Annotated in this window: 6 protein-coding genes; 2 read left to right on the forward strand and 4 right to left on the reverse strand. The window is 32.7% G+C overall.

All coding sequences use genetic code 11. The features are described 5' to 3' along the window. Positions 1 to 221 precede the first annotated feature (221 nt). Positions 222 to 1160 (forward strand): L-threonine 3-dehydrogenase, encoded by a 939-nt coding sequence (locus tag FLP_RS21890; RefSeq protein WP_065451626.1) that lies wholly within the window; start codon positions 222 to 224, stop codon positions 1158 to 1160. 107 nt (positions 1161 to 1267) lie between these two features. On the opposite strand, the gene FLP_RS21895 is transcribed toward FLP_RS21890, so the two are convergent. The 4 genes from FLP_RS21895 to FLP_RS21910 all read right to left on the reverse strand — a co-directional run bounded on the left by FLP_RS21895 (position 1268) and on the right by FLP_RS21910 (position 9072). Next, positions 1268 to 4072, reverse strand: coding sequence for a VIT domain-containing protein (locus FLP_RS21895; RefSeq protein WP_065451627.1), 2805 nt, complete (start codon positions 4070 to 4072; stop codon positions 1268 to 1270). Between the two features lie 68 nt (positions 4073 to 4140). After that, a complete protein-coding gene (locus FLP_RS21900) occupies positions 4141 to 5274 on the reverse strand; it encodes a S1 family peptidase (RefSeq protein WP_065451628.1) in 1134 nt (377 codons plus the stop codon). A gap of 221 nt (positions 5275 to 5495) precedes the next feature. Beyond that, entirely contained in the window at positions 5496 to 7376 is a 1881-nt protein-coding gene (locus tag FLP_RS21905; protein ID WP_065451629.1) for a M1 family metallopeptidase, read from the reverse strand. A gap of 61 nt (positions 7377 to 7437) precedes the next feature. Further along, positions 7438 to 9072, reverse strand: coding sequence for a S8 family peptidase (locus tag FLP_RS21910; protein ID WP_065451630.1), 1635 nt, complete (start codon positions 9070 to 9072; stop codon positions 7438 to 7440). Between the two features lie 288 nt (positions 9073 to 9360). Here FLP_RS21910 and FLP_RS21915 point away from each other — a divergent pair, with 288 nt between their 5' ends. After that, positions 9361 to 12867: a T9SS type A sorting domain-containing protein gene (locus FLP_RS21915; RefSeq protein WP_065451631.1), complete on the forward strand. Its 3507-nt coding sequence runs from the start codon at positions 9361 to 9363 to the stop codon at positions 12865 to 12867. The last annotated feature ends 29 nt before the right edge of the window (positions 12868 to 12896 follow it).

Below are 12896 nucleotides of genomic sequence, written 5' to 3' on the forward strand. Positions count from 1 at the left end.
TTTGCGAACTTGTGCTTTCTAAACTTACTGTAAGATAAAAAATCTTTGCGCTCTTTGCGGTAGAAACCTTTTGCGTGCTTTGCGGTAAAAATAATTAAACACCTCAACGGAGAATAATCCAAAAAAGCATCTTCATCATTGTTAAATTTATAATTTGTTGTAATGAAAAGTAAAAATATTTGCGAAAACGTTATATTTGTACATCTAAAAAAACATTACAAATGAATCCAAAAATATTGATCATTGGCGCTTGCGGTCAGATTGGGACAGAACTGACTCAAAAACTGCGCAAATTATACGGTACAGACAATGTAATTGCGTCTGATATTCGAAAATTAAATACTGACGTTGTTAATTCGGGTCCGTTTGAAGTGGTCAATGCTTTAGATTTTAACCAAATCGAACATCTTGTCGAAGTGCATCAAATTACCGATATTTATTTGATGGCGGCACTTTTATCGGCTACAGCCGAAAAAAATCCTGCGTTTGCCTGGGATTTGAATATGAATTCGTTATTTCACGTTTTGAATTTAGCGAAAGCAAAAAAAATAAAAAAGATTTTCTGGCCATCAAGTATTGCCGTTTTTGGACCTACAACTCCAAAAGAAAATACGCCTCAATACACAATAATGGAACCTTCGACGGTTTACGGAATCAGCAAACAAGCGGGTGAAAGGTGGTGCGAATATTACCATAACATTTATGGTGTTGATGTTCGAAGCATCCGTTATCCTGGTTTAATTAGCTGGTCTACACCTCCGGGTGGCGGAACTACAGATTATGCAGTTGATATTTTCTATAAGGCTATTGCCGATAAAAAATACGAATGCTTTTTATCCTCTGAAACAAAAATGCCGATGATGTATATGGATGATGCAATTGAAGCTACTATCAATATCATGAAAGCTCCTGCTGAAGATATCAAAATACATTCATCTTATAATTTGGCTGCAATGAGTTTTACTCCTACTGAAATTGCTGCTGAAATTAAAAAACATATTCCTGAATTTACGATTACTTATGAGCCTGATTTCCGTCAGAAAATTGCGGACAGCTGGCCGGCAAGTATCGATGATTCATCTGCAAGAGAAGACTGGGGCTGGAATCATACCTTTGATCTTGAATCGATGACAAAAGATATGTTGGAGCATTTAAGATAAACGAATCTTAGCTTACATAAAAAACTTTTTGTCGAGCAGAAAATTTTAAACAAAAAAAATACCGAAGCGTTAATTAACCTTCGGTATTTTTTTGTTTGTACTTTTTTCTAAAATTCAAATTCTCCAATCAGAATTTTGCTGTCGTTTTCGCGTTTATTTTCTTTCTGACTTTGGAAAACAGCAATTTTACGTTCTTGTCTTCCATCAGAATAGTACAAATATACTTCTGCCATTACTGTTGTTGGTCCGGAAAGTATATTCTGTCTCTCTCCAAAAAAATTGGTCTTAATTTTATATTTCCCTTTGATTGCTTTTTTTAGTAAAAACTGTTCAGGACCAAAACCCTGAGTGAAATCATTACTTAATCTTCCTCCAATTTCTGTAGATTTATGCGAATAGGAACAATCTTCTCCTCTTGGATCTGTAACCCAAAGATCTATATCTGTATTGTCTTTATTCCAGTTAATTACAACTCGAATGTCTACCGGTAGATTTGCTTTTAGACGATCATCAACTTTGCTTGCATCAACATTTTTATTCTGGCTCAGAATATTATTAATTTCCATAATCAAAATCTCTTCTATACCGTTGTCTCTTACTGAAATTTCATCTGTATATTCCTGATAAAGCATCGATTTATAGACATTCAGGGCTTCCTGAGGTTTTTTATTATCAATCAGGGCCAATGCATAATCTCTGTGGCTTTGAGAATCGAAAGGTCTCCATTCCAGAATTTTCTGGGTAATCCATAATTCTTTTTCATAATTACCTCTCTGTTTCAATAGATAAGATATCGTTTTGTATAATTCCTCATTTTCCAGATCAAGCTCTGCTAACGTACTTAAAACCTTTAGAGAAAGCGCTTTGTCTCCTTTTTTGAACAGCAATTTAGATACATCAAAATAATACGTTACCAGCTTTTCATATTTAGGACGATTTTCAAGGTATTTTTGGTAGATTAATTCAGAAGACTGTAAATTCTGAAAATCTTTCATATACTCTTCGTTGCTTTCTACTTCTACCAAAGTTATTTTACCTGTAGATTTTGTTTTATCGGCAACGGAGTTACTTTCTGCAGAATATACAGCATTGTCGCTAGCAATACTTTCTTGTCCTGACATTTTTTGCGACTGATTAGAAATCTTAGGATACTGCTTTTTTTCGACAGGTTTAAATTCGGTATTCCACCAGGCTACCAGTTCACGCGTTATGTCAAAAGATTTGGACAGAAGGTTTTTTCTTTTCTCTAAAATTTCTTTTTTGTTTCTTGAAACAATTTTGTTGTATTCAGATAATAATTCCTGAGGTGGTTTAATTCCGTAACGCACATAGTCATTTACGTCATCCAATACAATAAGGCTGGTGTTTTTACTTACTACGCCAAACTGTTCGCTCAAATTTCTGATTTCATCACGGTTTTGAGTTGAATTTAGTTCAAGATCATTAATTTTTCTTTGTGCCCAAAATTGCGCAATTGGCCAATTAGTTACTTGCACGGCAGTATTGAAATCTACGGGCACTTCAAATTTTTTATTTCCTACAGAAAAAAGAGCAGTTAGCTTGCCCAAATTTGGAGATGAAATTCCAAATATATTCACCGGTTGATTTACTACCGTTCCCACATTTGGAAATAATTCCTGAATAGCAGCACTTTCTTTAAATCCTAAAAATATAACAGGCTGTTTATTGTATGTTTTTAGAGCAGACTGAGTATCTAATTCATTCAAGTTGATAAAGTTTCCACCTGATTGTGATGCTAAAAGTTTTAGAAGGTTAAAATCAGAAGTAGGCGTGCTTACAATACTATTTACAGGTTTTTTGAATTTTAAAGTCAAATCTCCAAAATTTGAAATTCCATCAGAAAATAGAAGATATTCTTCTATTCCTGAAATCTCTTTTAGTGCACCAAAGTCGGTTCCACCATCATATTTTAAATCAACAATTCTATTTTTTAAGGCACTCCAGTTTCCACCCGAAACAGTAAATTCTTCTGTTTTTTCCAGAACATTACTTAAAAGGACAAAAGATACCGAAACATCTTTGTTCTCTAAAAAATAAGCATTTAGAAAGTCAAACTCTTTTTGACGATTTCTCTTTGATCCGCTAAATGAATTGTCCCAAATAATGGCAATCTTATGAGATTTTGATTTTTCCTTTACAGGGAAATCAGTCGAAACATTCGCTGCAAAATAAAATTTATCACCGGAAGTTTTTTGAAGCAATACATTTGATTCGTTTACTTTTGGAATAGTTATTTTAAGATTTTCATTTGGTGTAAAATTCGTTTTATTAATCTCAGCAACCCATTGATTGCCTTGTTTTTGAAAAGCAAAACTTCCATCTGGATTTTCCGTAATCTTAGGAGTTGCCAGACTTTCATTCACCAATACTTTCAAATTAAATTTTGGAATATTGACTGCATTGGCAAAACTTAAAAAATACTGATAATCGCTGTCGAAATTTTTCAGTTCCTGATGGTATGTAATCCTAATGAATCTGGTACCTCTGGCCGTAATTGGATAAATTCTGGTTCTAAAATTATTTCCCGCTACTTTTTCAATAATACCGGGATCTATATTTCTTTTTTCAATACTTTCAAATACCTCTTTAGCGCGTTCTTTCGGAACAGGAACTGCATCTCTTAAACTTCCGTTGATATCTAACGCATAGCCGCTTATACTTACTCCTTCCGGTAACGGAAGTGTAAAATTTCCTTCTAAAATTCTGTCACCAGGATTGTAAAATACATAAGTTGCAGTAGTTGATGCAAGATTCCCTAAAATTTTGGTTTCAATTTTTACTTCTTGCAGGATTACTGAATTTTTTTTCTGATTTTCTACATCCAGAGTTGGAATTTGAGAAAAAACTGCACTATAAAACATTATTGCACAGATGGTAAAAACTTTATTCATATTAAAAAAATTGGTTTTTTTGTTTGATTATAAAGGAGAAAAAACAATAAGTTTTTAAGTGGTTATAATTAAAACGTACTAATATGCTTAGCGACAATTCCAAAATTAAAACCCTGTACCTCATCTACTCCGCTAAAATTGACTGCGATCAACTGACCGCACTCGTTAAATACCGGTGCACCACTGGCACCATGCGTAGAAGTGATACTGTACTGAATTTTATTCCCGTCGGATTCTTTACTTATTTTACCGTCATAAAGCTGCACTTTTATACCTGAATCTGTCTTTGCCAAATCCATTCCCAAAGGATAGCCCACCATTATTGCTTTTTGTCCGGGATTTAAAGAGGCATCATCCTTAACCGCATTGTCAAGATTGATGATATTTGCAACACTTTGGGGAGTTGTATAATCTATTAGTCGTACAATACCTAAATCAATATTGGTATCTTCTGAAACTTTTTCGATCTCGCAACTAAGCCATTGGTCATCTGAGTCATGAAGTGCCACCGCAATATTTACAGTTTTTACATATACTTCAATATCTTCCCTCGATACATATTCTTTAACAGGAATAGCAGCTGCAATATCTGTTGTGGCTGTATCTGTTTCTGTATCATTCGAACTGACAAATTCTTCACCCGCTGGCTCTTCACTTGTTTCTTCACCTTCACCTTCATAATCGCCTTCACTTTCGTCATAAGCAGATGCAATTTTCCAGTTTCTTTCAATAAAACTTTGATACTCGTCTTCTGAAACATCGGTGGTAAGAATTGAGGCAATCTTTAATTTTAAATTTCTTATAGTGGTATTTGCTTTTTCCTGCTCTTCATTTGATGAATTCCATGGTTGCAAAACATGGCTGTTGGTCATTATTTTACCCTCTCGGTCTACGAAAAAACCTGTTCCAAAAACTGTTTCTTCTTTTACATCTTGATTAATAAGCTGAATTTCTTTTCCTTTAATTTTTGCAAAATAACCATAACTGTGTTTTATCAGTACAACAGCGTCTTTGTATTCGTTATAAACTTTTGTATCTGAATCTAAACAAATAGCAACAGGTGGCTTTTTTAAATATTTAAAGCCAAAAAAAGCTGCTGTTGAAAGAATGATTATAGCAAAGAAGATAATTTTATAAGGTTTTCTCTTTTTATTATTAATTTCATGCAAATCATTGTTGGGTCCGATTTTTCTAATTTTCATTTGTAAATAGGTAAGTTTTATTAGTTTGGTTCTAGATGTCAATTCACAAAATCATTAACATTTGCTTTTTTAACGGCTCGAAGATAGTAATTTAATTATTGAATTTTAATAGTAAATATCATCATATTTAGCATTGACACTATTTTTGATAACTTTTTAAAACAAAAAAAATCCAAAGCCATAACAGCTTTGGATTTTATCTTAATTGAAATTTAAATTCTTTACTTCACTTCAAAAACATTATTGGCAGGTTTCACATCCGCCATTAATCCGCTTGGATCTATAGTGATTTTTTTGATCGCTGTTTTGTTTTTGTCTATTGTAAAGCTATAGTTTTGTTGCGCCCAGGCCCAATCTTCTAAAACTGTTCTTTTTACTTTCGTATTTGGATTTGGTTTAATGAAATTCATCATTCTTAACGGAATGTAGAAACTTTCAGAAGTGCCGTCAGTATATTCAACCGTTAGGTCTATTGGCATTGGCATTCTTCCAATTCTTTCTAAACTTACAGTCGTTTTTCCTGCATTATCTGCAACGTCTTTGATACCGTAATCTATTGTATTTAATGTCTCAGTCCAATCTATTAAATACCAGTCTAACTCTGCTCCCGAAACTCTTTCTGCAGTTCTCTTGATATCGTTTGGCGTTGGATGTTTGAATTTGAAATCGTTAAAATATCTTTTCAAAGTCGCATCTACATTCTCTTTCCCAATTACATATTCTAATTGTGATAAAAAGATGCTTCCTTTTATATAAGCCGAAATACTGTAAGGCCTGTTTTCGTCGTAACGATCTCCATGAGTTCCTTGTGGCTGTTCTTTTCCGGAATTTACCAATTGATAATAAGCGGCGTAATTTCCTTTAAACGGATTTACTTCTTTTTTATCTCCTTTTAATTCATTCAAAGCACCATCTTCGATATAAGTGGTAAAACCTTCATCCATCCATGGGTGTTTTGACTCGTTTGAAGCCAAAATATGCTGAAACCATGAATGTCCTAATTCATGTGTTGCAGTTCCCAGAATTCCCTGAAGCGTTCCGTTTCCTAACATCAAAGTACACATTGCGTACTCCATTCCGCCATCTCCACCCTGAATAAACGAGTATTGTTTGTACGGATATGCTCCAACTCTTTGATTGTAATACTCCATTACTTTTACCATTAACGGTTCTAATTGTTTCCAATTTTCGGTCGTTTTCGGGTTGTTTTTATAGAAGAAATGCAAATCGACATCGTTTGGTCCTTTTACGATATCATGCGTATATTCTTTGTCTGCTGCCCATGTAAAATCGTGAACATTTGGTGCGATAAAATGCCATGTTAATGTTTTTGCTTTCTTTGGATATACAACCGTTACACCAGCATCTTCATACCCGTGACCAATGGTGTTTTTGTCTTGCAGATATCCTGAACCTCCAATGGTATAATCTTTATCGATTGTAATTTTTACATCGAAATTACCCCAAACACCGTGAAATTCTCTCGCAATGTATGGATCTGCATGCCAGCCTTCAAAATCAAATTCGGCTAATTTAGGATACCATTGTGACATTGAAAGTGCTACTCCTTCAGAATTATTACGTCCTGAACGACGAACTTGTACAGGAACTTGTCCGTCGAAATCTAAGGTAAAAGTAGTTTTCGAATTAGGTAAAATTGGTTTCGCCAAAGTTACTTCCAGGATTGTTCCTGAAACTCTGGTTTGAGCCGTTACACCATCTTGTTTTAAGTTGCTGATTTTTAGAAACCCTATTTCGTTTGGTTTTAAAGTTTCAATTCGGCTTTGCTTTGTTTCCTTTCCGTCGGCACCTTTTATTTTGGTTACCATTCTTCCGTCAGGATCTTTTATAAAATGCAAACGTGCATCCATTTCACTTCCCGGCTGAAATGCATTTGGAAATAAATGATAAAATACTTTTTTTAAAGTATCAGGAGAATTATTGGTATACACTAATTCTTGTTTCCCTTTGTACTGATAGTTTTTTACATCCATGGCAACCTCCATTTTGTAATCAGCATGCTGTTGCCAATATGGAGCATTTTGTGCAAATGCTGAGTTTAAACCCAAACTTAAAAAGGAAAGTAGTATTATTTTTCGCATCATTTTTTCAATAAAAATGGAAGAGTTGCCACTCTTCCATCAGGTTACTATTTTGTGTTTTTTATTTCTTTGACATTTTTTCTGCCATCAACAAAGCATTATAGGCATTTACCATTTTAGCAGATTTTGATGATTCTGCAGAAGAAACTGCTACCGGTTTTTCGTTGGGATTTGGATTTTCACCTAAAATCACCATTGATGGAAGTGCTACTCCTGAATCTATTAAAATTTGTTTTACCTGAACTGCTTTTAGTTTTGGATAATAGGAACGAATCAATGCTGCAACTCCTGCCGCATTTGGAGACGCCATCGAAGTTCCTTGCAAATATTTGTATTTATTATTAGGAACAGTTGCATAAATTTCTTCGCCCGGAGCAAAAACATCAACATTTATTTTTCCGAAGTTTGAGAACGGAGCTACAACATTTTCTCCGTATGCTTTATTGATTGCGCCAATTGTGATTACGTTATTTGTAAATTCTTTTACGTTATCTTCAGAGTCATTTGGGTAGTTAATGTTTTCTGTTTTATCGATATTGTATCCGTCATTTCCTGCTGCATGTACAATTAAAACATCTTTTTTAGCTGCATATTTTATAGCATCGTAAACCCATTTTTTGTGCGGAGAAAAACTTTTTCCGAAACTTCCGTTGATTACTTTTGCTCCGTTATCAACTGCATAACGAATTGCCAAAGCGATATCTTTATCGTACTCATCTCCGTCAGGAACTGCTCTCACTGTCAATATCTCTACATTGTTTGCAACTCCGTCTCCGCCTAAATCATTACCACGAATTTGTGCAATAATTCCGGCAACGTGAGTTCCGTGCAATGCTTTTTCTTTATCTGGGCCAAAAACAACATTATTTCCGTAATGATTGTCTTTGATGTCTTCCGGATTATCACCTACGATTTTTCTTCCGTCGTACTCTTTATTCAAATTATAATTGAACTGATCGTAAACTGATTCTCTATAATCTTCTAATTCTGCTTCAGGATTAAAAGTTGGTCCTGCATTGGTCAAAATTTGAGTCATCACCATTTTACTTCTCGCTACTTTTGGGTCAGTCGAAGTAACTTTGCTTAGATCTTCTAATTTATAATCTGTTTTATTTAACTCTTTTTTGATTGTATTATGCACATCGATTAAAAAGTCTACTTGTTCTTTGTCTTCTAAAACTTTTTTAGATTTTTCTTCGTATTGTGCTAAAGCTGCTTTGTATTGTGCTGATCCATCATCTCCCTTTTTGACAATACGTGTCAATTCAAGATTTTCGTGAACGGCATCTCCAAGAAAATTCCACCCGTGAACATCATCAATAAAACCATTTTTATCATCATCAATTCCGTTACCCGGAATCTCTTTAGGATTAGTCCAGATCATTCCCTGCAAATCAGGGTGCTCGATATCTACACCAGAATCTACGATCCCTACAATTACTTTCACGCCTTTTTTCCCTTGTAATAATTCGGCGTAAGCCCTGTCAACACTCATTCCCGGAATCGAATCTTTGATTAAATCAAGATGACTCCATCTTTTTAATTCGTTTTCGCTAAGAGGTGCTTTTTTAATAACTGCTAAAGGAGCAGTAATCAACTCTTTCGAAGCAGAAGCTTGTGCTTGTAAAGTAGTGTTACAACCTGCAAATACAAGCAATGCAAAGGCAGATAAAGTATTTATTTTTATAGGACTCATGTATCTATTTTTAATAAAAGTTAAAATATGGGCCTAAATTATGATTTTTTGTTACATAAAACTAACGATTAACACTGTGTTATGATTTTTGACTTAACATTTAAGAAACTCTAAAACGGTTGTAAAAACATTAATTAAAGATCCATCTCTATTTTGATTATCAAAAAAGCTTTTAAATTATCTTTAAACTTTTTCCGCATATAAAAAACCACCTGCTTTTACGTTTTCCCGTAAGGTAATGCCAATTGTATTTTGTAAACTTGCGCGACCTAACTATAAATCCCATCTATGAAAACAAAACTACTCTTCTTGCTATTACTAGCAAATTTTTCTATTCATGCGCAAACCAACTTAGTCCCAAATGGAGATTTTGAAAATTGGGTTAGTAATGCACCTAAAAACTGGATAGTTACAAATTCAGTTTCATCAAGTACAGATAAAGCCGAAGGGCAATATAGTGCAAAATTATCTTTAACAGATAAAACTTTAGCTCCCAAAGTTACTTCTCAGGTTCTATTAAAAGCCGGAGTAACTTATACTGTGAAATTTAAGTATAAGTATGTTAACAATAATTATAGCGGCTTGCACCCAATTGCTTTAAAGATATTCCAAAATGGTAGCGGAACTACATTATCAAGCAGCACTTTTGCAATAAATAATAACTGGACTCAAAGAGAAACTACTTTCACTCCAGATTTAGATCTTTCATATGAACTATCTATTTCAGTTTTCAGTTTTGATGAGGAGACTTTTGATGTTTTAATTGACGATGTTGTTGTTATAGATCCTACAGAGACAGCTGTGCAATACACATTAATTCCTGATCTTAATTTTGAAAAGAAATTAATCGCTTTAGGAATTGATTTGGGAGATACTGACGGAAAGGTCCTGACTAAAAATGTCTCAGAATTAACAATTTTATCTTTAAATAATAGCTCAATATCTGACTTAACGGGGATTGAAGACTTTACATCTTTGACAGATTTATATGTTCGTAAAAACCAATTAACAAATATCAATTTATCTAAGAACACCAAACTATCATATCTAGATGTTGGTTATAATCAACTAACGACTTTGGATACTAAGGCAAATACTTTATTAACCAGTTTAGTTTGTCATGAAAATCAAATTACAAGTTTAGATGTATCCAAAAATGTACTTCTTGAGCAACTGATGTGCCACTATAATAATCTAACTGCAATTGATGTTTCACTCAATCCAGAATTATATCTGTTTGATTGTTTAAATAACCAAATAAAAAGTGTTGATATTTCTAAAAATCCAAAAATAACCGAATTGGCTTGCGAGAACAATCAATTAACTTATTTGAATTTAAAAAATGGAAACAACATAAATTTAGATCTTACGTATTCAAATTTCATCAACAACCCAAATCTAACCTGTATTGAAGTAGATGATGTTGATTATTCTAATGCGAACTGGTTAACTATTAAAGATGCTACAGCTAAGTACAATATTGATTGCACTTTGTATACTTTGATTCCCGATATCAATTTTGAAACTAAATTAATCTCATTAGGAATAGATTCTGGAACTCCCGACGGAAAAATAATGACTTCTAAAATCTCTTCAATAACAAGTTTAGACCTTTACAACAGTAACATTACTGATTTAACAGGAATTGAGGACTTTGAGTCTTTGACAAATTTAAGCTGCATGTCGAATAAAATAACAAATATTGACATCTCTAAAAACTTAGCTTTAACCAATCTAAATGTTGGCTACAATAAATTAATAGCTTTAAACACTTCAAAAAATACCAATTTACAATATTTATCACTCTCTTATAACGAAATCGCAAGTCTAAATCTTTCTCAAAATAATGAGTTAATCCTTTTGGCTTGTAATTCAAACAGACTAACAAATATTGATGTTTCAAATAATAAAAAATTATCAACATTATGGTGTCCTTCAAATCAACTAACAAGTTTAGATCTTTCTAAAAACACTCTCTTAACCTCTATATTATGTTCCGAAAATAAACTTCTTACAAGTATAAATTTAAGAAATGGAAATAATAGTAAAGCAGTATTAAATTTATACAACATTGATTTTACAAAGAACCCACAACTTACTTGTATTTTAGTTGATGATGCGCTTTTTTCTAATAAAAATTGGGAAAGCTTTAAAGATCCTTCTGCATCTTATTCTACTATTGATTGTTCTCAAGTTACAATAATACCCGATCCAGCTTTTGAAGAAAAATTAATTGCAATGAATATTGATACTGATGGCAAAAACGGATCTGTTTTAAATACCAGTATTTCAACAATTACTTCATTAGACGTTTCTTTAAGCAATATAAAAGACTTGACCGGAATTAAAGGTTTTATAAGTTTAAGCAATTTAAATTGTTCCGAAAATCTTTTATCAACTTTAGATCTTTCACAAAACAAAACTTTAAGACTTGTAAATTGTAGTAATAATAACTTAATAGGTTTAGATTTAAAAAACGGAAACAACAGTAATCTAACTCTTACTTCTAACTTTACTAATAACCCCAACTTAACTTGTATTCAGGTTGATGACGTAAATTATTCTGAGGCAAATTGGGCAACTCTAAAAGATGCCACTGCAAACTACAATGTAGACTGTGTGAGATATACCTTAATTCCAGACTCTAATTTTGAAGACAAATTAATCGCCTTAGAAATTGACAAAGATGGAAAAAATGGTAAAGTTAAAAGTGCTAGTATTAGTCAGGTTATTTCTTTAAACTTACAAAGTTCTAACATAAGTGACCTTACTGGGATTGAAGACTTTCAAGCTTTACTTTATTTAGATTGTAAATACAACACAATAAGAAATATAAATTTAGAGCATAATAAAGTATTAAGAGGTTTAGATCTACATGATAACACACTATCAAGTCTAAATATTACTGCAAATACTGAATTATTTAGCTTAACGTTCAGTAAGAATCAGATTTCAACAATAGATTTATCACAAAACAAAGATCTTCATTACTTAACCTGCGATAATAATTTATTAAGCAATCTGGACATTTCATCAAATACACAGATTGAATCTCTTTGGTGCGGACAAAATAATTTGACAATATTAAATGTCTCAAATCAACCTAATCTTTTACAATTGAATTGTATTTATACCACAATTTCAGCTTTAGATGTTTCTTCGAATCCAAAATTGGAAATGTTATATTTTAATGATGCAAAATTAACAACCATAGATCTTAGTAAGAATCCACTTTTAAAAAGGTTAAATCTTGGTAATAATCTTTTAACAACTTTAGATTTATCTCACAATCCACTTTTAGAACTTGTTTTCCTTGAATTCAACCCTTTAACGTCTTTGAATTTACAAAACGGAAATAACGAGAATTTTATACTCCCTTCGTCAGGTACTAAAAATAAAACAAGTTCTATAATAGATGCTTGCAGTTTTTTAAACAATAAAAAACTTTCCTGTATTCAGGTTGATAATGTAGAATTTTCCAACGCAAAATGGAGTAATATAAAAGAACCTACCTCTACCTATTCCAGTACTTGTGAAAATTTAGGCATTGAAGAATCTGTTTTCGACAAAGCGGTAGTATATCCCAATCCAACAAAAGGGGAAGTAACCATAAATAATGTGTCATTAGAAAAAGCAACCGTTTATAACACTTTGGGACAGCTTGTAAAATCATTTACATTAAATCCAAGTAATACCGATAACACGATTAATTTATCTGGCTTGCCAAAGGGAATTTATTATATATACTTAATCAATCAAGACGCAGCTTCGGCTAAAAAAGTGATTGTAGAATAAATCATATGTAGTTAAACTAAAAAATCCCG

Origin of the sequence: Flavobacterium piscis, from assembly GCF_001686925.1 — a bacterium.
GTDB classification, from domain to species: Bacteria; Bacteroidota; Bacteroidia; order Flavobacteriales; family Flavobacteriaceae; genus Flavobacterium; species Flavobacterium piscis.

Bases quoted from the DNA above. Each gene is read 5' to 3' on its own strand.
- FLP_RS21915 (WP_065451631.1), top strand. From the start codon at position 9,361: ATGAAAACAAAACTACTCTTCTTGCTATTACTAGCAAATTTTTCTATT.
- FLP_RS21895 (WP_065451627.1), bottom strand. From the start codon at position 4,072: ATGAATAAAGTTTTTACCATCTGTGCAATAATGTTTTATAGTGCAGTT.
- FLP_RS21905 (WP_065451629.1), bottom strand. From the start codon at position 7,376: ATGCGAAAAATAATACTACTTTCCTTTTTAAGTTTGGGTTTAAACTCA.
- FLP_RS21890 (WP_065451626.1), top strand. From the start codon at position 222: ATGAATCCAAAAATATTGATCATTGGCGCTTGCGGTCAGATTGGGACA.
- FLP_RS21910 (WP_065451630.1), bottom strand. From the start codon at position 9,072: ATGAGTCCTATAAAAATAAATACTTTATCTGCCTTTGCATTGCTTGTA.
- FLP_RS21900 (WP_065451628.1), bottom strand. From the start codon at position 5,274: ATGAAAATTAGAAAAATCGGACCCAACAATGATTTGCATGAAATTAAT.